Below are 21,501 nucleotides of genomic sequence, written 5' to 3' on the forward strand. Positions count from 1 at the left end.
CACCGGGCCAACGAAGACCTTTGAACCATGGCCACTATCCACGTAGACGGCAAAGCGCTCGAAGTCGACGGGGCAGACAACCTGTTACAGGCATGTCTGTCGCTGGGCCTCGACATCCCTTATTTCTGCTGGCACCCCGCGCTTGGTAGCGTCGGGGCCTGCCGCCAGTGCGCGGTCAAGCAGTACACCGACGAGAACGACACCCGTGGTCGCATCGTCATGTCCTGCATGACCCCTGCCACCGACAACACCTGGATCTCCATCGACGATGAAGAATCCAAGGCGTTCCGCGCCAGTGTTGTCGAATGGCTGATGACCAACCACCCGCACGACTGCCCTGTGTGCGAAGAAGGCGGTCACTGCCACCTGCAAGACATGACGGTGATGACCGGCCACAACGAGCGCCGTTATCGCTTCACCAAACGCACCCACCAGAACCAGCAACTGGGCCCGTTCATTTCCCACGAAATGAACCGCTGCATCGCCTGCTACCGCTGCGTGCGTTTCTACAAGGACTACGCCGGCGGCACCGACCTCGGTGTATTCGGCGCCCACGACAACGTGTACTTCGGTCGCGTTGAAGACGGCACCCTCGAAAGCGAGTTCTCCGGCAACCTCACCGAGGTCTGCCCGACCGGTGTGTTCACCGACAAGACTCACTCCGAGCGCTACAACCGTAAATGGGACATGCAGTTCTCGCCGAGCATCTGCCATGGCTGCTCCAGCGGTTGCAACATCTCTCCGGGCGAGCGTTACGGCGAACTGCGTCGCATCGAAAACCGTTTCAACGGTTCGGTGAACCAGTACTTCCTGTGCGACCGTGGCCGTTTCGGTTATGGCTACGTCAACCGCACCGACCGTCCACGTCAGCCACTGCTGGCCGACGGCACCAAGCTGGGCCTGGATCAGGCGCTGGACAAGGCAGCCGATCTGCTGCGCGGGCGCAATATCGTCGGTATCGGTTCGCCGCGTGCCAGCCTCGAAAGCAACTACGCGTTGCGTGAACTGGTGGGCGCCGAGCACTTCTATTCCGGTATCGAAGCCTCCGAACTGGAGCGCATCCGTCTGGTCCTGCAAGTGCTCAAAGACAGCCCGTTGCCCGTGCCGAACATGCGCGACATCGAAGACCACGACGCCGTGTTCGTCCTCGGTGAAGACCTGACCCAGACCGCCGCCCGTATGGCGCTGTCCCTGCGTCAGTCGGTCAAGGGCAAAGCTGAAGACATGGCCGAAGCCATGCGCGTTCAGCCGTGGCTCGATGCCGCGGTGAAGAACATCGGTCAGCACGAACTGAACCCGCTGTTCATCGCCAGCCTGGCGGAAACCAAGCTCGACGACATCGCGGAAGAGTGCGTTCACGCCGCTCCGGACGATCTGGCGCGCATCGGCTTCGCTGTGGCCCACGCACTGGACGCCAGCGCCCCGGCCGTTGAAGGTCTGGACGCCGAAGCACTGGAACTGGCTCAGCGCATCGCTGACGCCCTGCTCGCGGCCAAGCGCCCGCTGATCATCGCCGGTACTTCGCTGGGTTCCAAAGCCTTGATCGAAGCGGCGGCGAACATCGCCAAAGCCCTGAAGCTGCGCGAGAAGAACGGTTCGATCAGCCTGATCGTGCCGGAAGCCAACAGCCTTGGCCTGGCCATGCTCGGTGGCGAATCGGTCGACGCGGCGCTGCAAGCCTTGATCGACGGCAAGGCCGACGCCATCGTCGTGCTGGAAAACGATCTGTACACCCGCACCTCGAAAGCCAAGGTCGATGCCGCGCTGAACGCTGCGAAAGTCGTGATCGTTGCCGACCACCAGAAAACCGCCACCACCGACCGCGCGCAACTGGTGCTGCCAGCGGCGAGCTTCGCTGAAGGCGACGGTACGCTGGTCAGCCAGGAAGGTCGCGCCCAGCGCTTCTTCCAGGTTTTCGATCCGCAATACATGGACGCGAGCATCCTGGTTCACGAAGGCTGGCGCTGGCTGCACGCCCTGCGCTCGACCCTGCTGAACCAGCCGATCGACTGGACGCAACTCGACCACGTCACCGCTGCCGTGGCTTCGAGCACCGAGCAACTGGCGCGTATCGTCGACGCCGCGCCGTCTGCCGCGTTCCGCATCAAGGGTCTGAAACTGGCACGTGAACCGCTGCGTTATTCCGGTCGCACCGCGATGCGCGCCGACATCAGCGTTCACGAACCGCGCACCCCGCAAGACAAAGACACCGCGTTCGCCTTCTCCATGGAAGGTTACTCGGGCTCGGCCGAACCGCGTCAGCAAGTGCCGTTCGCCTGGTCGCCGGGCTGGAACTCGCCGCAAGCCTGGAACAAGTTCCAGGACGAAGTCGGCGGTCACCTGCGTGCAGGCGACCCGGGCACCCGCCTGATCGAAAGCACCGGTGATTCGCTGAACTGGTTCGCTGCCGCTCCGCGCGCATTCAACCCGGCGCCGGGCACCTGGCAGGCCGTGCCGTTCTACCACCTGTTCGGCAGCGACGAAAACTCGTCGAAAGCCGCTCCGGTGCAGGAACGCATCCCGGCTCCGTACGTGGCGCTGGCCAAATCCGAAGCGGATCGCCTGGGCGTCAACGACGGTGCTCTGCTGAGCCTGAATGTGGCCGGCCAGACCCTGCGTCTGCCGCTGCGCATCAATGAAGAACTGGGCGCTGGTCTGGTGGCCTTGCCTGCGGGCATCGCCGGCATTCCACCGGCATTCGCCGGCCTGTCCGTCGACGGTCTGCAGGAGGCAGCGCAATGACCTGGTTCACCCCTGAAGTGATCGATGTGATCCTGACGGTCATCAAAGCCATCGTGATTCTGCTGGCCGTCGTGGTCGCGGGCGCGTTGCTCAGCTTTGTCGAACGTCGCCTGCTGGGCTGGTGGCAGGACCGTTACGGTCCGAACCGCGTTGGCCCGTTCGGCATGTTCCAGATCGCCGCCGACATGCTGAAGATGTTCTTCAAGGAAGACTGGACTCCGCCGTTTGCCGACAAGGTGATTTTCACCCTGGCACCGGTGGTGGCCATGTCCGCCTTGCTGATCGCCTTTGCGATCATCCCGATCACCCCGACCTGGGGCGTCGCGGATCTGAACATCGGCCTGCTGTTCTTCTTCGCCATGGCCGGTCTGTCGGTCTACGCGGTGCTGTTCGCCGGCTGGTCGAGCAACAACAAGTTCGCCCTGCTCGGCAGCTTGCGTGCCTCGGCGCAGACCGTGTCCTACGAAGTGTTCATGGGCCTGGCCCTGATGGGCATCGTGGTGCAGGTCGGCTCGTTCAACATGCGCGACATCGTCGAGTACCAGGCGCAGAACCTGTGGTTCATCATTCCGCAGTTCTTCGGCTTCTGTACCTTCTTCATCGCAGGCGTCGCCGTGACTCACCGTCACCCGTTCGACCAGCCGGAAGCGGAACAGGAACTGGCAGACGGTTACCACATTGAATACGCCGGTATGAAATGGGGCATGTTCTTCGTCGGTGAATACATCGGCATCATCCTGATCTCGGCGCTGCTGGTCACCCTGTTCTTCGGTGGCTGGCACGGTCCGTTCGGCATCCTGCCGCAACTGTCCTTCGTCTGGTTCGCACTGAAGACCGCGTTCTTCATCATGCTGTTCATCCTGCTGCGCGCTTCCATCCCGCGTCCGCGTTATGACCAGGTGATGGATTTCAGCTGGAAATTCTGCCTGCCACTGACCCTGATCAATTTGCTGATAACCGCTGCGGTTGTGTTGTGGAACACACCTGCGGTTGCGGTTCAGTGAGGATTTGACCCATGTTCAAATATATTGGCGACATCGTTAAGGGTACCGGTACCCAGTTGCGCAGCCTGGTCATGGTCTTCGGCCATGGCTTCCGCAAGCGCGACACCCTGCAATACCCGGAAGAGCCGGTCTACCTGCCACCACGCTACCGTGGTCGCATCGTCCTGACCCGTGACCCCGATGGCGAAGAGCGTTGCGTAGCCTGCAACCTGTGCGCCGTGGCTTGCCCGGTAGGTTGCATCTCGCTGCAGAAAGCTGAAACCGAAGACGGTCGCTGGTACCCGGACTTCTTCCGTATCAACTTCTCGCGCTGCATTTTCTGCGGTCTCTGCGAGGAAGCCTGTCCGACCACCGCAATCCAGTTGACCCCGGATTTCGAGATGGCCGAGTTCAAACGTCAGGACCTGGTGTACGAGAAAGAAGATCTTTTGATCTCCGGCCCCGGCAAAAACCCTGATTACAACTTCTATCGTGTTGCAGGTATGGCAATCGCTGGCAAGCCGAAAGGCTCTGCGCAGAACGAAGCCGAACCGATCAACGTGAAGAGCTTGCTGCCTTAAGGAAGAACGATGGAATTCGCTTTCTATTTCGCATCGGGTATCGCGGTTGTGTCCACGCTACGTGTGGTCACCAACACCAACCCTGTGCACGCCCTGCTCTACCTGATCATCTCGTTGATCGCCGTGGCCATGACCTTCTTCGCACTCGGCGCACCGTTCGCCGGCGTGCTGGAAGTGATCGCCTACGCCGGCGCCATCATGGTGCTGTTCGTGTTCGTGGTGATGATGCTGAACCTGGGTCCTGCCTCGGTTCAGCAGGAACGCACCTGGCTCAAGCCCGGCATCTGGGCAGGGCCGGTGATTCTCGCCGCCCTGCTGCTGGCCGAACTGCTGTATGTGCTGTTCGCTCACCAGAGCGGTCAGGCCATCGGCCACACCACCGTCGATGCAAAAGCCGTGGGCGTCAGCCTGTTCGGCCCGTATCTGCTGGTGGTCGAACTCGCCTCGATGCTGCTGCTCGCTGCAGCCGTCACGGCGTTCCATTTGGGCCGTAACGAGGCGAAGGAGTAAGACATGCCTGCTATCCCTCTCGAACATGGATTGGCCGTTGCCGGGATCCTGTTCTGCCTTGGACTGGTCGGCCTGATGGTCCGCCGCAACATTTTGTTCGTGTTGATGAGTCTGGAAGTGATGATGAACGCCTCTGCCCTGGCCTTCATCGTTGCAGGCGCCCGTTGGGGCCAACCGGATGGACAGATCATGTTCATCCTGGTGATCAGCCTGGCAGCCGCCGAGGCCAGTATTGGTCTGGCGATCCTGCTGCAACTGTATCGCCGCTTCCACACGCTCGATATCGACGCTGCCAGTGAGATGCGCGGATGAACCTAATCTTTCTGACTTTTGTATTCCCTCTGATCGGTTTCCTGCTGCTGTCGTTCTCCCGTGGACGCTGGTCGGAAAACCTCTCGGCGCTGATCGGCGTGGGCTCCATTGGCTTGTCGGCGATTGTCGCCGCCTACGTCATCTGGCAATTCAACGTCGCGCCGCCCGAAGGTGGTCACTACACCCTGGTGCTGTGGAAGTGGATGGCGGTCGAAGGCTTCAAGCCTGACTTCGCCCTCTACATCGATGGCCTGTCGATCACCATGCTCGGCGTGGTGGTGGGCGTGGGTTTCCTGATCCACCTGTTCGCGTCCTGGTACATGCGCGGCGAAGCGGGCTACTCGCGCTTCTTCTCGTACACCAACCTGTTTATCGCCAGCATGCTGTTCCTGGTGCTCGGCGATAACCTGTTATTCCTGTACTTCGGCTGGGAAGGCGTGGGTCTGTGCTCGTACCTGTTGATCGGTTTCTACTACAGCAACCGCAACAACGGTAACGCCGCACTCAAGGCCTTCATCGTGACCCGGATCGGCGACGTGTTCATGGCCATCGGCCTGTTCATCCTGTTCCAGCAAGTGGGCACGCTGAACATCCAGGAACTGCTGGTGCTGGCACCGCAGAAATTCCAGGTCGGCGACTTCTGGATCACCCTGGCGACTCTGATGCTGCTGGGTGGTGCGGTCGGTAAATCGGCGCAACTGCCACTGCAAACCTGGCTCGCGGACGCGATGGCCGGTCCGACCCCGGTGTCGGCACTGATCCACGCTGCAACCATGGTGACCGCCGGTGTCTACCTGATCGCCCGTACCCACGGTCTGTTCACCCTGGCGCCGGAAATCCTGCACCTGGTCGGCATCGTCGGTGGTGTGACGCTGGTTCTCGCAGGTTTCGCCGCACTGGTACAAACCGACATCAAACGTATCCTCGCCTACTCGACCATGAGCCAGATCGGCTACATGTTTCTGGCGCTGGGCGTTGGTGCCTGGGATGGCGCGATTTTCCACCTGATGACCCACGCCTTCTTCAAGGCCCTGCTGTTCCTTGCTTCCGGTGCGGTGATCGTTGCCTGCCACCACGAGCAGAACATCTTCAAGATGGGCGGTCTGTGGAAAAAACTGCCACTGGCCTACGCCAGCTTCATCGTCGGTGGTGCTGCACTGGCCGCCCTGCCACTGGTCACCGCCGGTTTCTACTCCAAGGACGAAATCCTTTGGGAAGCGTTCGCCAGCGGCAACCACGGTCTGCTTTACGCAGGTCTGGTCGGCGCGTTCATGACTTCGCTGTACACCTTCCGCCTGATCTTCATCACGTTCCACGGTGAAGCCAAGACCGAAGCCCACGCCGGTCACGGTATCTCTCACTGGCTGCCACTGTCGGTACTGATCGTGCTGTCGACGTTCGTCGGCGCGATGATCGTTCCACCGCTGCACGGCGTACTGCCTGAGAGCGTTGGCCATGCCGGTGGCGAAGCCAAGCACAGTCTGGAAATCGCTTCGGGCGCCATCGCCCTGGCCGGTATCCTGCTGGCGGCCCTGCTGTTCCTCGGCAAGCGTCGCTTCGTGACGGCAATCGCCAACAGCGGCATCGGCCGTTTCCTTTCGGCCTGGTGGTTCGCTGCCTGGGGCTTCGACTGGATCTACGACAAACTGTTCGTCAAGCCGTACCTTGCGATCAGCCATGTACTGCGCAGAGACCCGCTCGACCAGACCATCGGTCTGATCCCGCGTATGGCCAAAGGCGGTCACACCGCCCTGAGCCGCACCGAGACCGGTCAACTGCGTTGGTATGCCGCCTCGATGGCTGCTGGTGCCGTGCTGGTAATCGGCGCCATCGTGCTGGTAGCGGTCTGATATGAACCTTGCGAATTTGCGAAAGGAAACGAGCCCGTCATGATTCTGCCTTGGCTAATCCTGATCCCCTTCATCGGCGGCCTGCTGTGCTGGATGGGTGAGCGCTTCGGCGCTACCCTCCCCCGCTGGATTGCGCTGTTGACCATGACCCTGGAACTCGCCCTCGGCCTCTGGCTGTGGGCCCACGGTGACTATTCATTTGCGCCGGCGCCTGGCGCCGATCCGACCTGGGCGCTCGAGTTCAAGCACGTCTGGATCCAGCGCTTCGGCATCAACGTGCACCTGGCCCTCGACGGTCTGTCGCTGTTGATGATCCTGCTGACCGGTCTGCTGGGTATCCTCTCGGTACTCTGCTCGTGGAAAGAGATTCAACGTCACGTTGGCTTCTTCCACCTGAACCTGATGTGGATCCTGGGCGGCGTGGTCGGCGTGTTCCTCGCCCTCGACCTGTTCATGTTCTTCTTCTTCTGGGAAATGATGCTGGTGCCGATGTACTTCCTCATCGCGCTCTGGGGTCACAGTTCTTCGGACGGCAAGAAAACCCGGATCTACGCGGCGACCAAGTTCTTCATCTTCACTCAGGCTTCCGGCCTGATCATGCTGGTGGCGATCCTCGGTCTGGTGCTGGTCAACTTCAACAACACTGGCGTGATTACCTTCAACTACGCCGACCTGTTGAAGACCAAGATGTCGATGACCACCGAGTACATTCTGATGCTCGGCTTCTTCATCGCCTTCGCGGTCAAGCTGCCAGTCGTACCGTTCCACTCGTGGTTGCCTGACGCGCACGCCCAGGCGCCGACTGCCGGTTCCGTCGACCTCGCCGGTATCCTGCTGAAAACCGCGGCCTACGGTCTGCTGCGTTTCGCCCTGCCGCTGTTCCCGAATGCTTCGGCCGAGTTCGCGCCGATCGCCATGACCCTCGGTCTGATCGGGATCTTCTACGGTGCGTTCCTCGCGTTCGCGCAAACCGACATCAAGCGTCTGATCGCCTTCTCGTCCGTTTCCCACATGGGCTTCGTGTTGATCGGCATCTACTCCGGCAGCCAACTGGCACTGCAAGGTGCAGTGATCCAGATGCTCGCGCACGGTCTGTCGGCCGCGGCACTGTTTATCCTCAGCGGTCAGCTGTACGAGCGTCTGCACACCCGTGACATGCGTGAGATGGGCGGTCTGTGGTCGCGTATCGCTTACCTGCCGGCGATCAGCCTGTTCTTCGCCGCCGCTTCGCTGGGTCTGCCGGGTACCGGTAACTTCGTCGGCGAGTTCCTGATCCTGATCGGTACGTTCGCCAGTGCGCCATGGATCACCGCGATTGCCACCTCCGGTCTGGTGTTCGGTTCGGTCTACTCGCTGATCATGATCCACCGTGCCTACTTCGGTCCGTCGAAATCGGATTCGATCCTGCACGGCATGGACGGTCGCGAACTGATCATGGTGCTGGGCCTTGCGGTGCTGCTGATTTACCTCGGCGTCTACCCGCAACCGTTCCTCGACACTTCCGCCGCCACGATGCATGGCGTGCAGCAGTGGCTCGGCACCGCCTTCACTCAACTCGCTTCGGCCCGGTAAGAGCGCTATGGAATTCACGATTCAACACTTTATTGCGCTTGCGCCACTGTTGATCACCAGCCTCACCATTATCGTGGTGATGCTGGCAATCGCCTGGCGCCGCAACCACTCGCAGACCTTCCTGATCTCGGTCGCCGGTCTGAACCTGGCCTTGCTGTCGATCCTGCCAGCCCTGAAAGTCGCGCCTCTGGCCGTGACCCCATTGCTCCAGATCGACACCTTCGCCTGCCTGTACATGGCGCTGATCCTGGTCGCCACCCTCGCCTGTGTCACCCTCGCCCACGCCTACCTCGGCGATGGCGGTTCGGGTTACCCGGGCAATCGTGAAGAACTGTACCTGCTGATCCTGATGGCCGCCGCCGGTGGTCTGGTTCTGGTCAGCGCGCAGCACCTGGCCGGTTTGTTCATCGGTCTGGAACTGCTGTCGGTGCCGGTCTACGGTCTGGTGGCTTACGCCTTCTTCAACAAGCGTTCGCTGGAAGCCGGCATCAAGTACATGGTGCTGTCGGCGGCCGGTTCCGCGTTCCTGTTGTTCGGTATGGCCCTGCTCTACGCTGACGCCGGCACCCTGAGCTTCAACGGTATCGGTCAGGCCCTGGCGACCACCAACCTGCCGAGCTCGCTGGCGCAGTTGGGTCTGGGCATGATGCTGATCGGTCTGGCGTTCAAGCTGTCGCTGGTACCGTTCCACCTGTGGACCCCGGACGTGTACGAAGGTGCTCCGGCACCAGTCGCCGCGTTCCTCGCCACGGCGTCGAAGGTTGCCGTGTTCGCGGTGATGGTGCGTCTGTTCCAGATCTCCCCTGCTGCCAGCAGCGGCGTGCTGAGCGACGTGCTGAGCGTGATCGCCGTCGCCTCGATCCTGTTCGGTAACCTGCTGGCCCTGACCCAGAGCAACCTCAAGCGTCTGCTCGGTTACTCGTCCATTGCGCACTTCGGCTACCTGCTGATTGCCCTGGTGGCGAGCAAGGGTCTGGCGGTGGAAGCCATCGGCGTGTATCTGGTGACTTATGTGATCACCAGCCTCGGCGCGTTCGGCGTGATCACTCTGATGTCCTCGCCGTACAACGGCCGTGACGCCGACGCGCTGTACGAGTACCGCGGCCTGTTCTGGCGCCGTCCGTACCTGACCGCGGTACTGACCGTGATGATGCTGTCCCTGGCCGGTATCCCGCTGACCGCTGGCTTCATCGGCAAGTTCTACATCATCGCTACCGGCGTCGAGTCGCACCAATGGTGGCTGGTCGGTTCCCTGGTACTGGGCAGCGCCATCGGCGTGTTCTACTACCTGCGCGTGATGGTCACCCTGTACCTGATCGAACCGAACCTGCGCCGCCACGACGCCCAGTTGCACTGGGAACAGAAGGCAGGCGGCGTGATGCTGCTGGCCATCGCCCTGGTCGCGTTCTTCCTCGGTGTGTACCCGCAACCATTGCTGACCCTGGTTCAGCAGGCGGGTCTGGCGGGCTGATTGCTCGGCTGGCTACAAGTGAAAACGGCACCTTCGGGTGCCGTTTTTGTTTTACAGATTCCATGTAGCAACAAATAACCTGTGGCGAGGGAGCTTGCTCCCGTCAGGACGCGAAGCGGCCCCGCTGTTCAACTGAGAAGCGGGGCCCGCTACGCAGTCCAGCGGGAGCAAGCTCCCTCGCCCCAATGGCATCACAGTTTCTTCACCATCGGCACGCACGCCAGTTGCAGACCCGAAGGTGATTGGTAAATCGCACTCTCCTCCCCGACATAACCGCAGCGCCGGTAAAAATCGGCAGCGTTCAACGTTGCGTCCAGACACACCTCTGCCAGCCCCAGCTCCCTTGCCAGATCTTCAAGAAAGTGCAGAACCTGTTTGCCCAGTCCGCGCTGCATGAAATCCGGATGAATGAAGATTGCACCGATTTCACGGTACTCCAGATCAAGCATTCCGGTTGCCACTGGCTCGTCCTCAACCCAGCCCAGATAGAAATGCTTTTCCATGAGCGTGTCGTAACCGTCTTCAGCCGAGCCCTTGGTCCAGTCGTGCATTTGCTGCTCGGTGTAGGCACCGATGCATTGATGCCTGATCGCCAAGCGTCGTATGTCGAATGCGGTTTGGGCGTCATTCGCGGTGGCTCTTCTGATATCGAACATTTCTCTCTCCTTGAGCCATGTGCGGACGGGGCATGAAAAAGCCCCGTCCATTTCTGGCGGGGCTTTGGGTACACGTCAAATGACAAACACGTATGACCTTATGGCCCGCCGGAAGCGGTCATGGAGGAGCACATCTTGGTCATTCGAAGTTGGACAGTCATGGGGCGATAGTGCTGCGGATTGTTCCGACACGTCAACTGCTAAGCCTCCTCGCTACTCAATCGAACGTTCTCACCACACTCGTCGATTCGTCCTACAGGTATTTTTACGACCGGCGTCTACCGTTCAAAAAGGGACGAAAAGGACGGCCTGGAGGCCTTGACCGATTCGATTATCGAGACAACACTATACGTAGGTAGCGTACAGAACATGGATGCTCTATTTATCGAATTGCCTGTGTTTCAGAAGCACCGAGACGACTATCTGGATGACGATCTGTTTCGCAGCTTTCAATTGGAGTTGCTGAAAAATCCGGAAGCGGGCGATCTCATCGAGGACACAGGCGGGCTTCGTAAAATTCGCTTCAGCGACCAACGAAGAGGGAAAGGCAAGCGCAGCGGATTACGAGTGATTTATTACTGGTGGTCAGGCTTCGATCAGTTCTGGCTCTTTACCGTCTTCAACAAAAACGAGCAGGACGATTTGACGCCTGCCCAGAAAAAGCTTTTCAGAAAAACACTGGATAGAGAACTCAACGCGAGAAGCCACTATGAAACGTGACATTTTTTCCGAACTGATGGATGGACTGGAAGCACTGGCCGATGAACGCCAAGGCAAAATCACCTTGCGTACCCATAAGGTTCAGCTGCCAAAACTGATGCCGATCACTGCTGAGGAAGTGATAGCCATCCGTCAGCAACTTAATCTTTCCCGGTCAGTTTTCGCGATGTATCTACGCACCAATACGCGAACGCTCGAGAACTGGGAGCAAGGACGAGCTACGCCCAATGCTCAGGCCACAACCCTGATCCGTCTGGTCGAGCGTTTTCCACAGACAATCGAACAACTCGCAGCCCTGACCTGACACGGGGTTTTGATTCCAGCCACATGACGAAATTGTAATTCCCCCATCACCTTGGCGTTATCCGCAGCTTGCAACGATGTGACCCGGCGACCAATGCCGGCGGGCCCTGCCCCGCCGAACAATAAAACCACGCCGACGCACGTTCCCGTTCTGCCGAACCCAAGGAGTGTTTGATGGTTAACAATACAAAAATGTCGATGGCCGCTTTAGCAGTGGTGGTCGGCGCCGGGCCGTCCATGGTGTTTGCAGAAGACCAGCCCGAGGGCTTTGTCGAAGGCAGCAGCCTGACGGTGCTCAACCGCAACTTCTACTTCAATCGTGATCATCGCAACGGCCAGTCCAGCCCTACCGGCAACGGTTATTCCGAAGCCTGGGCGCATGCGGTGATCAGCAAATTCGAATCCGGTTTCACCCAAGGCACCGTCGGGGTCGGTGTCGATGCATTTGCCATGCTCGGCTTGAAACTCGACACCGGTGATGGCCGCAACGGCGGGCGCAGTTCGTTCGATGTGTTGCCGGTCAACCGTGACGGCCAGGCGCGGGATGAGTACACCAAGGTCGGTGGCGCTGCCAAAGTGCGGGCCTTCGATACCGTGGTCAAGGTCGGTGATGTGTTCCCGGCCAACCCGGTGGTAGCCGCAGGTGATTCGCGCCTGCTGCCGGAAAGCTTTCGCGGTGTGACGGCGACCAACACCAGCATCGACGGTCTGTCGATTCAGGGCGGTCGTTTGCATGCGATGAGCCAACCGGTGTCCAGCGACATGCGCGAAAATTTCGCCACGTTCTACGCCGGCCCGGTCAATTCGCCGTGGATCGCTTATGGCGGCGGCGACTACGTGCTGAACAAGAACCTCAGTTTCAGCCTGTACTCCAGCCGCCTCAAGGATGCCTGGAATCAGTATTACGCCGGCACCGCTTGGACCTATCCGCTGGCGGACGACCTGTCGCTGTTCGGCGGCCTGAACTATTACAAGGCGGTCGACGAAGGCAAGCAACTGCTCGGCCAATTCGACAACAACATCTGGAGCGGCCGCGTCGGCGTGAAACTCGGTGCGCACTCCGTCGCCCTCTCCCACCAGCGCAACAACGGCAACGACGACTTCGATTACCTGCGCCAGTCCGACTCGATCTTCCTCGATAACTCGATCCAGTACAGCGACTTCAACTCGCCGAAGGAACGTTCGTGGATGGTGCGCTACGACCTCGACATGAGCACCTACGGCGTACCCGGTCTGTCGTTCATGACCCGTTACGCACGCGGCACCGACGCCGACTATTCCAATGCCAACGCCGTGTACATGCGCCGCGATGCCGAGGGCAATCCGCTGACCGATCAGAAACGTTGGGAGCGCGACATCGAAGTCAAATACGTGGTGCAGAGCGGCTCGATGAAAGACCTGTCACTGCGCTTGCGCCAAGCCACTACCCGCGCCACGGCGTTCGAGTCGGATCTGGATGAAGTGCGGGTGATCGTCGAATACCCGCTGGCGATTCTCTGAGTTTCCCCGAGCAATACCATTCACCTTTAGAAGCTCCTTGCTCCTTTGGTCAGAGGTGAATTTTTTGGCGTCCTTCGGGGCGCCTTTTTTTGCGCTGAATAAACTCATCGTTTTCTTGACCGAACCGCAAGCCACCTGCCATCTTCGCCTGCGCTGACCAACAAGAATAACGAGGGACCGATGAGTAGCCGTAAGAACCTGGAAATCGAGTACTTGCGAGGGGCTGCTGTGGCCATGACCTTCTTGTGCCATGTCACCATGATGCTGCCGTTCCATACCGATACGCTGCTGAGAATATTCTCGATTTTCATGCCCTGGACCGGTGTCGACCTGTTCTTCTGCATTTCCGGTTTCGTGGTCAGCAAGGCCTATCTGGACCATTTCGACCAACAGCGCGCCCAAGATCAGTTCGGTCTGGCAACTGCCTGTTTCTGGCTGCGCCGCGCCTATCGTCTGCTGCCCACAGCATGGCTCTGGATACTCATTCCGCTGTTGTTTTCCATCATTTTCAACCAGTCGAACGCCTTTGGTTCGTGGTACGACAATCTGCGCAGTTTCACCGCCGTCGCGACCTTCAGCGGCAACCTGGCGATGCATTACAACTCGCTGTTGGGCCCTAGCCCTCAATACTGGAGCCTGGCGCTCGAAGAGCAGTTTTACTTCGTATTTCCTTTTTTTCTGCTGTTTGTCACGGCCCCGCGTTGGCGGATCATTGCCCTGTTCGCACTGATTGCGTTGCAGTTCGGTATTGATCGAAACCCCTACGGCCAACCCACAAGCATCCTCACGCACTTCCGTCTGGATGCAATGCTCTGGGGAATTCTCCTGTGCCTGTTCACCCGTACCCGCCTCTATCGGCAGATAGAACCGGTCGGTCTGGGTCAGGGGACGATCAAACCGCTGCTTTGCACGCTGTTCCTGCTCTACATGCTGGGTTCTGTCGCCATCCAGCTGATTGCCATGCCCATTGCTGTCGGCATCGTCGCGATGGTCGCGGTATTGATTGTCTGGCTGGCGAGTTATCAGAAGGGCTACATCTACTGCCCGGCGTTCATGCGCGGTCTCATGCAATGGCTTGGCTCACGGTCGTATGGGCTCTACGTGATCCACGTGTTCACCAACCACCTGAGTACAGAGATCTGGACGCGTGTTGCCGCCAACCAAGGCGTGCCGCTGGATGGGCGTTTCACCCTTGAGCTGTTACTGACGTCGGTGGGTCTGCTGGTGCTGCTGAGCGAACTCAACTACCGCTTTATCGAAACGCCTCTGCGTCTGCGCGGCGCCGAGATTGCCCGACGCAAGTTGAACCAGGAAGCGTCTCCGCTCCCGGCCACTGTCGACGTCGAGCCCTTGCCGACCAAGTAACCCTCCTTGAACACACAGGCTAGAGAGCTGACGTCCGAAGGGCAACCTGAAAACATTGTGGGAAGGTTCTGCTTTTCCCACACAACTTTTAAATGCAGCTCCGGGGATCAGGTGTTGGTTAGCCACCACTGTTGCGGCACACGCCGGCCACGCTGTATCTGAGGGTGTTGAGCTGCCCTTGCGAGTCTTCGTAGGTCATAGCGGTAGGGACCACCGAGCAGGCAGGCTGCGGCTTCACCACGCTGACGATTTTCACCACGTCGAGCTGCATGCCGTATTCGTATTCCTTGACCACCGGCGCCGCTTTGCCGCGTTCAGCCGCGTATTGTTCCATGGCTTTGGCGTTGGCGCTGAAAGCGCGCTCGAAGGTGCGATCACCGCCGCCCTCGGCCAGTGCATTCACGGACATCGCCATGACGCTGGCGAACACGATCGACTTAAGCATTTTCATCTCCATTTCCTTCCCTTCCAGGCCCGAAAAAAAGCCCGGCATCGATGCGCGATGACGGGCTTGCGCAGGTTCAGGCAGCGTTAAAGATCCTGAGTTTTCTGGTCGTTCTTTTCATTGACCACCACCGGGTTGGCAGCGGCTTTTTCCTTGGCCACGAACAGCTCCACGGCGCGGTCGTTGGCGGTCATCATCCGGTCGAAGGTGCGGTCACCACCGCCTTCGGCCATGGCCAGTGACGACAGCATCAGGACGGTTGCGAAGGCACTCAGTCGGGCGAATTTCATGGTTGATTCCTCGTTTAAGTAGCTGACGGGATCAAGGTAACAAGGCGCACCTTTCGTGACGGTGGCGGGGGAATTACATATCCGTTATCTGCCGGATCAGTGCACGGAACCCATGTGGGAGCGGGCTTGCTCGCGAAAGCGGTGTGTCATCCAATATTGATGTCGACTGACACGGCCTCTTCGCGAGCAAGCCCGCTCCCACAGGAGATCACCTATTCAGACGGTACGGTGTCCTCATCCCGGCGATGGGCGATCTGGTACAGCGCGGGCAAGATCAGCAACGTGAGGATCGTCGAGGACAGAATCCCGCCGATCACCACGGTTGCCAGTGGCCGCTGCACCTCGGCGCCGGTGCCGGTCGCCAGCGCCATCGGAATAAACCCCAGCGACGCCACCAGCGCGGTCATCAACACCGGCCGCAAGCGCGTCAGCGCGCCGACGTTGATTGCCTCCGTCAGTGAGCGCCCTTCCTCGCGCAAATTGCGAATGAACGCGATCATCACCAAACCGTTGAGCACCGCCACCCCGGACAACGCGATAAACCCGACACCCGCCGAAATCGACAACGGAATATCCCGCAGCCACAGCGCCATCACCCCACCGGTCAACGCAAACGGAATCCCGGTAAACACCAGCAAGCCGTCCTTCAGATTGTTGAACATCATGAACAGCAATCCGAACACCAGCAGCAACGCCACCGGCACCACGATTTGCAAGCGCTTGGCCGCCGATTGCAATTGCTCGAACTGCCCGCCCCAACTGGTCCAGTAACCGGCCGGCACCTGCACCTCGCGCTCGATCAGCACACCCGCCTCACCGACGAACGAGCCGATATCGCGCCCGCGCACGTTGGCGCTGACGATCACCAGGCGCTTGCCGTTTTCGCGGCTGACCTGGTTCGGCCCGAGCACCAGATCGAGGCTGGCGACGTCCTTCAGTGCAATAAACCCAATCTGATTCGCCGCACCGCTCAGCGCCGGCACCGGAATTAGCAACGCCGACAAGCCGTCGATGTCCTTGCGCATGGCATCGGACAAGCGCACCACCATGTCGAAGCGCCGATCACCCTCGTACAAAGTGCCAGCCTGCCGTCCCCCCACTGCGACGGCGATGGTGTCCTGCACATCACCGACGTTGAGCCCGTAACGCGCCGCCTTGTCGCGATCGATGTTGATGGTCAGCACCGGCAACCCGGTGGTCTGCTCGACTTTCACTTCAGAGGCGCCATTGACCTTCTGCATCGCCGCCGCGATCTTCGCTGCCGTGGCGTTGAGCACGTCCATGTCATCGCCGAACACCTTCACCGCGACATCGCTGCGCACACCGGAGATCAGTTCGTTGAAGCGCAACTGGATCGGCTGCGACAGTTCATAGTTGCTGCCCGGCAACGTCGCGGCGGCTTGTTGCAACTCGGCCATCAGGGTTTCGCGGGACTTGTTCGGGTCTGGCCATTGATCCTTCGGTTTGAGCATCACGTAGCTGTCAGAGATGTTCGGCGGCATCGGATCGGAGGCAATTTCCGCCGTACCGGTGCGGGCGAACACCCGTTCAACCTCCGGCACTTTGGCCAGGATCAGCGTCTCCAGCCGCTGCTGCATGTCCACCGATTGCGTCAGGCTGGTGCCCGGCACGCGCAGCGCTTGCAGGGCAAAATCCCCCTCACTGAGGCTCGGTACAAACTCGCTGCCCATGCGGCTGGTGAGCACGCCGCTGAGCACGATCACGCCCAACGCCGCGCCCACGGCCACCGTGCGATGGGCCATGACCCAGGCCAGCGCCGGCGCATACACCCGACGTGCACCGCGCATCACCACGCCCTCTTCTTCCTTGACCTTGCCGGTGACGAACAGCGCAATCGCTGCCGGCACGAAGGTCACCGACAGCAGCATCGCACCGAGCAGCGCGATGACCACGGTGAACGCCATCGGGTGGAACATTTTCCCTTCGACGCCGCTCAACGCGAAGATCGGCAGGTACACCACCATGATGATCAACTGGCCGAAAATCAGCGGTCGGCGCGCCTCTTTCGCTGCCGCAAAAACTTCCTTGAAACGCTCGGCACGAGTCAGCAAACGGCCGTGATGCTGCTGCGCATGCGCCAGACGACGCAGGGTGTTTTCGACGATCACCACCGCACCGTCGACGATGATCCCGAAGTCCAGCGCGCCGAGGCTCATCAGGTTGGCGCTGACTTTGTTGCTGAACATGCCAGTGAAGGTGAACAGCATCGACAGCGGAATCACCATCGCCGTAATCAGCGCGGCGCGGATGTTGCCGAGGAACAGAAACAGAATCGCGATCACCAGAATCGCGCCTTCGATCAGGTTCTTTTTCACTGTGGCGATGGCTTTGTCGACCAGGTGCGTGCGGTCATAGACCGGCACGGCGATCACGCCTTGCGGCAGGGATTTATTGATCTGTTCCAGCTTGCTGGCCACCGCTTGCGAAACGGTGCGGCTGTTCTCGCCGATCAACATGAACACCGTACCCAGCACCACTTCGCGACCGTTTTCGGTGGCCGCGCCGCTGCGCAATTCACGGCCGATTTCCACGCTGGCGACGTTCTTCACCCGGATCGGCGTGCCATCGACATTGGCCATGACGATGTTGGCGATATCCTCGGTGCTCGCCACTTGCCCCGGCGCGCGGATCAGCAACTGCTCGCCGCTGCGCTCGATGTACCCGGCGCCGACGTTGGCGTTGTTGCGATCTAGCGCGGTGATCAGATCGGTGAGGGTGAGCTTGTACGCGGCGAGGCGTTTCGGGTCCGGCGCGATCTGATATTCCTTGGCAAACCCACCGATGGTGTTGATCTCGGCGACGCCCGGCACGTTGCGCAACTGCGGCTTGATGATCCAGTCCTGAATCACTCGCAGATCGGTCGGCGTGTAGGCGCTGCCGTCGTCCTTCAGCGCGCCCTCCTGGGCTTCCACCGTCCATAAAAAGATCTCGCCGAGTCCGGTAGAGATCGGCCCCATCACCGCTTCAGCGCCTTCAGGCAATTGCTCCCTGGCGATCTGCAGACGCTCGTTGACCAGTTGGCGAGCGAAGAACAGGTCGGTGCCGTCCTTGAAGATCACCGTCACTTGCGACAGCCCCGAACGCGACAGCGAACGGGTCTGCTCCAGCGCCGGCAAACCGGCCATCGCGGTTTCAATCGGGAAAGTGATGCGCTGCTCGGTTTCCAGCGGTGAGAACCCGGCGGCGCCGGTGTTGATCTGCACCTGGACGTTGGTGATGTCGGGCACGGCGTCGATCGGCAGTTTCTGATAACTGGCGATGCCGAGGCCGGCCATGAGCAGAACGGCGAGCAGCACGATGATGCGCTGCTCGATGGCAAACTGGATCAGGCGTTCGAACATGGGGACCTTCCAGAATTAATGACTGTGCTCGGCTGAGGCTTTGCCCAGCTCCGACTTGAGGACGAAGCTGCCGGCGCTGGCGACTTGCACGCCTGCTTCCAGCCCTTGGGTGACTTCCACGTGGCCGGCTGCGCGGCTGCCCAGCTCGACGGCCTGCGCCTTGAAACCGTCAGCGGTGCGCACGAACACCGTGGGTTTGTCCTCGACGGTCTGGATCGCGGTTTCCGGTACGGCGACTTGCGCTTCGCGGCTGTCGGTCGCCACCCGTGCGCTGACGAACAGCCCGGGGCGCCACGAGCCCTGCGGGTTTTCCAAGGTGACGCGCACGGTCGCGGTGCGGGTTTGTTCGCCGAGCAGACTGCCGACGTAAGCCACGCTGCCGGTGACTTGCGCGTTCAATTCCGGCGCGCTGACAGTCACCGGTTTACCCACCTGCACCCTGGTCAGATCCTTGGGCGAGACGCCGAACGTGACCCACACCCGGGACAAGTCCGAAAGGGTAAACGCGGCCGTGGTTTCATCGACCACCTCCCCCGGTGTCAGGTGTTTTTCCACCACCACGCCGTCGAACGGTGCGCGCAGTTCGTAGCGATTGCCACCGGTGGCGACCACGCTGCCGCTGAGTACACTGATTTTCTGCCGGGCGTTGTTCATGGCGATTTCCGCCTCTTCCAGCGCCTGCTTCGCTTGGAGGAAATCCTGCTCGGCGGAGATCTTGTCCTGCCACAGTTTTTTCTCGCGCTCGTAGGTGGTGCGCGCCAACGCCAGGCGACGTTGCGCGGCGGCCTGTTCGCTGCGCTGATCGGAGATCTGCTGACTGGCGATCACCGCCAGCAACTGGCCCTTCTTCACGGTTTGCCCGAGGTTGACCGCGACCGACTCGACCACCCCCGGCACGCGCGGCACGACGTGTGCCGTGCGGTCCTCGTCGAAGCGCACTTCGCCGGGAAACGACAAGCCGAGACTGATGCTTTGCGCCCGCGCCTCGGCCAGTTGAATGCCTGCGGCGGCGATCTGCTCGGCGCTCAATTCGATGTGGCCTTCTTCGGCATGTTCGCCTTCGGCGGCAGCGTCCTCCTCGGCGTGATCGGCGTGTTCGGAGGCCTCATCGGCATGCGCGTCGATATTTGAGTTGGCCGGCCACATCGAGCCGATGCCAATGCCCAGCGCCAAGGTCGCGACCGCGACCACCAGCAGTTTTTTATCCATGGAAACTCCTCTGCGCCGTGCTTCGCGCAGTTGTCTGAAAATGAAATTCAAGGGCTGACGCTGAGGTCGCCGAAGATCCGTTCGAGGCGCACGCGGGCGTCGGTCGCCTCGCTGACGGCCTGGATGTATTGGCTGCGCGCGGCAATCAGGGTGCGCTGGGCGTCGAGTACGTCGAGGAAACCGAACTTGCCCATTTCGAAACCACGGGTGGCGCTGTCCACTGCACTTTGTGCGGCGGGCAGGATGGTCTGGTTGAAGGCTTTGACTTCGCCGTTGGCGGTCTGCCACTGCTCAAGGCTGGTCTGGACTTCGGTGCGCAAACGCAGCTCGGTGGCGTTGCGCAGATCCCGCGCCTGATCGCTGCGGCGTGCGGCGGCGAGCACGTTGCCCTGATTGCGGTTGAACAGCGGAATCGGCATCGACAGCCCGACCACGTTGACTCGCTCACGCTCGGTTTCGCTGTACTGGCTGCCGATGCTCACGGTCAGGTCGGGAATGCGCTGCGACTTTTCCAGGCCCAACGAGGCTTCGCGCTGATCGATCTGCAGTTTCGCCAAACGCAGCTCGGCGGTCTGGTTCAGACGCTCGAGCAAACGGCCGGGCGGCGGCAGCGTGGCGAGGTGTTGCGTAGCGGCTTGCACGTTGGTCGAGGTCGGCAACGGCGCGCCCATGACTTGCGCCAGTTGCTGATAGGCGTTGGCCTGATCGCGCTCGGCGCGGCTCACCTCCAGGCGCACTTCCGAGAGCTGCACTTGCGCTCGCGTGCCTTCGACCGGCGACGATTTACCGGCCTCGATCCGCCCTTGGGCCACGCGCAAACCGTGCTCGGCCAGTTGCAGCGACTGGCGCGACAGCTGCAGACGTTGTTGCGCAGTTTGCGCGCTGTTGAACGCCTGAATCACATCGGCGCGCAAGGCATTGCGCTTGCGCTCCAGTTCGATGCCGGCGGCGTCCTGCGCACGGCTGGCGACATCGATGCGCGCGCCGCGTTTGCCGCCCAGTTCAATCGGCTGACTGAGCATCACCGTGGTGGTGCGCGAGTTGCGCCGGGTGTCTTCAGCCTCCCAAGAGACTTCGGGGTTGGGGATCAGCCCGGCCTGCTGGCGATCGCCCTCGGCAATGCCGATTTCCCACTGCGCGGCGGCGAGATCCGGGTTGCCGGCGAAGGCACTTTGCAGCGCCTGATCGAGGGTCAGGGTCGATGCGCTGGCAAGGCTGCTACACGCCAGCAACAAGAGGCCGCTAGCGGTTTTGTTCTGGCGTGATCGCGCCGTCAGTTCAATTAAACCGGGCAATGGAGGGCTTCCTTTAATTCAGGATTTTTCGATGCCGCCACGTTAGGGTTTTGAACTTATCGACAAGGTGACTGGAACATTACAAATCCGTTATCAACGGTTCAGCAAAGTTGTTTTGTTCTAGGATGCGAAGTGCAATCGGCTTTGCCGCAATACATAGAAACAAATACTCGGTAGTTAACTGCTGAACAGTACTTGTCGGAATCAAACTTACGAGATTCACGTGGTCCGCGCTGCGGCGGACTGTCGCACAGCCCCGGTTTAAAGCATTGGGTTGTTGACCCTGTAGCCGCTACAACCTTTATCGTTGCGGACATCCTCTCACCCCAGCCCTC

At 60.4% G+C, this 21,501-nt stretch carries 18 protein-coding genes; 12 read left to right on the forward strand and 6 right to left on the reverse strand.

Translation table 11 applies throughout. From position 1 onward, the window contains the following. Positions 1-27 precede the first annotated feature (27 nt). Genes nuoG through nuoN form a run of 8 tightly spaced genes read left to right on the forward strand, consistent with a single transcriptional unit; the run spans position 28 to position 10,021 of the window. The gene (gene nuoG / locus M0808_RS17720) at positions 28-2,742 is read left to right on the forward strand and encodes an NADH-quinone oxidoreductase subunit NuoG (RefSeq protein ID WP_247842023.1); all 2,715 of its coding nucleotides are present in this window, start codon (positions 28-30) and stop codon (positions 2,740-2,742) included. After that, entirely contained in the window at positions 2,739-3,746 is a 1,008-nt protein-coding gene (nuoH, locus tag M0808_RS17725) for an NADH-quinone oxidoreductase subunit NuoH (protein WP_007964859.1), read from the forward strand. The genes nuoG and nuoH overlap by 4 nt, the downstream gene beginning before the upstream one ends. Positions 3,747-3,757: 11 nt before the next feature. Continuing rightward, complete coding sequence (gene nuoI, locus M0808_RS17730; RefSeq protein WP_003223795.1) at positions 3,758-4,306, forward strand: NADH-quinone oxidoreductase subunit NuoI; 549 nt, start codon at positions 3,758-3,760, stop codon at positions 4,304-4,306. Positions 4,307-4,315: 9 nt separating this feature from the next. Then, positions 4,316-4,816: an NADH-quinone oxidoreductase subunit J gene (gene nuoJ / locus M0808_RS17735; RefSeq protein WP_003223793.1), complete on the forward strand. Its 501-nt coding sequence runs from the start codon at positions 4,316-4,318 to the stop codon at positions 4,814-4,816. A gap of 3 nt (positions 4,817-4,819) precedes the next feature. After that, positions 4,820-5,128, forward strand: coding sequence for an NADH-quinone oxidoreductase subunit NuoK (gene nuoK, locus M0808_RS17740; RefSeq protein WP_003223790.1), 309 nt, complete (start codon positions 4,820-4,822; stop codon positions 5,126-5,128). After that, the gene (gene nuoL / locus M0808_RS17745; protein WP_007964862.1) at positions 5,125-6,978 is read left to right on the forward strand and encodes an NADH-quinone oxidoreductase subunit L; all 1,854 of its coding nucleotides are present in this window, start codon (positions 5,125-5,127) and stop codon (positions 6,976-6,978) included. The genes nuoK and nuoL overlap by 4 nt, the downstream gene beginning before the upstream one ends. A 39-nt stretch (positions 6,979-7,017) precedes the next feature. Further along, on the forward strand, positions 7,018-8,550 hold the full coding sequence (gene nuoM, locus M0808_RS17750; protein ID WP_003223785.1) for an NADH-quinone oxidoreductase subunit M: 1,533 nt from the start codon (positions 7,018-7,020) through the stop codon (positions 8,548-8,550). Positions 8,551-8,557: 7 nt separating this feature from the next. Next, a complete protein-coding gene (gene nuoN, locus M0808_RS17755) occupies positions 8,558-10,021 on the forward strand; it encodes an NADH-quinone oxidoreductase subunit NuoN (protein ID WP_007964865.1) in 1,464 nt (487 codons plus the stop codon). Positions 10,022-10,212: 191 nt separating this feature from the next. Here nuoN and M0808_RS17760 read toward each other — a convergent pair whose 3' ends face one another. Further along, positions 10,213-10,677 (reverse strand): GNAT family N-acetyltransferase, encoded by a 465-nt coding sequence (locus M0808_RS17760; RefSeq protein WP_210557665.1) that lies wholly within the window; start codon positions 10,675-10,677, stop codon positions 10,213-10,215. A 369-nt stretch (positions 10,678-11,046) separates the two neighbouring features. On the opposite strand from M0808_RS17760, the gene M0808_RS17765 reads away from it, so the two are divergent. From M0808_RS17765 to M0808_RS17780, 4 genes are all read left to right on the forward strand, one after another. Beyond that, positions 11,047-11,397, forward strand: coding sequence for a toxin (locus M0808_RS17765; protein ID WP_027614658.1), 351 nt, complete (start codon positions 11,047-11,049; stop codon positions 11,395-11,397). Then, positions 11,387-11,701 carry a transcriptional regulator gene (locus tag M0808_RS17770; RefSeq protein WP_027614657.1) on the forward strand — a complete coding sequence of 105 codons (315 nt, stop codon included), beginning with the start codon at positions 11,387-11,389 and terminating at the stop codon, positions 11,699-11,701. The genes M0808_RS17765 and M0808_RS17770 overlap by 11 nt, the downstream gene beginning before the upstream one ends. Before the next feature lie 173 nt (positions 11,702-11,874). After that, positions 11,875-13,200: an OprD family porin gene (locus M0808_RS17775; protein ID WP_247842024.1), complete on the forward strand. Its 1,326-nt coding sequence runs from the start codon at positions 11,875-11,877 to the stop codon at positions 13,198-13,200. A gap of 180 nt (positions 13,201-13,380) precedes the next feature. Continuing rightward, on the forward strand, positions 13,381-14,565 hold the full coding sequence (locus tag M0808_RS17780; RefSeq protein ID WP_247842025.1) for an acyltransferase: 1,185 nt from the start codon (positions 13,381-13,383) through the stop codon (positions 14,563-14,565). Positions 14,566-14,683: 118 nt separating this feature from the next. Here the strand turns inward: M0808_RS17780 and M0808_RS17785 are convergent, their stop codons facing one another. From M0808_RS17785 to M0808_RS17805, 5 genes are all read right to left on the reverse strand, one after another. After that, positions 14,684-15,016: a DUF2790 domain-containing protein gene (locus M0808_RS17785; RefSeq protein WP_003223776.1), complete on the reverse strand. Its 333-nt coding sequence runs from the start codon at positions 15,014-15,016 to the stop codon at positions 14,684-14,686. Positions 15,017-15,096: 80 nt separating this feature from the next. Continuing rightward, entirely contained in the window at positions 15,097-15,300 is a 204-nt protein-coding gene (locus M0808_RS17790; protein ID WP_247842026.1) for a co-regulatory protein PtrA N-terminal domain-containing protein, read from the reverse strand. A 212-nt stretch (positions 15,301-15,512) separates the two neighbouring features. Then, entirely contained in the window at positions 15,513-18,662 is a 3,150-nt protein-coding gene (locus tag M0808_RS17795) for a CusA/CzcA family heavy metal efflux RND transporter (protein WP_247842027.1), read from the reverse strand. A gap of 15 nt (positions 18,663-18,677) precedes the next feature. Beyond that, positions 18,678-19,871 (reverse strand): efflux RND transporter periplasmic adaptor subunit, encoded by a 1,194-nt coding sequence (locus M0808_RS17800; RefSeq protein ID WP_247842028.1) that lies wholly within the window; start codon positions 19,869-19,871, stop codon positions 18,678-18,680. Positions 19,872-19,918: 47 nt separating this feature from the next. Continuing rightward, the gene (locus tag M0808_RS17805; protein ID WP_247842029.1) at positions 19,919-21,166 is read right to left on the reverse strand and encodes a TolC family protein; all 1,248 of its coding nucleotides are present in this window, start codon (positions 21,164-21,166) and stop codon (positions 19,919-19,921) included. Positions 21,167-21,501 lie beyond the last annotated feature (335 nt).

It is taken from the genome of Pseudomonas sp. MWU12-3103b (assembly GCF_023100615.1).
GTDB classification, from domain to species: domain Bacteria; phylum Pseudomonadota; class Gammaproteobacteria; order Pseudomonadales; family Pseudomonadaceae; genus Aquipseudomonas; species Aquipseudomonas putida_A.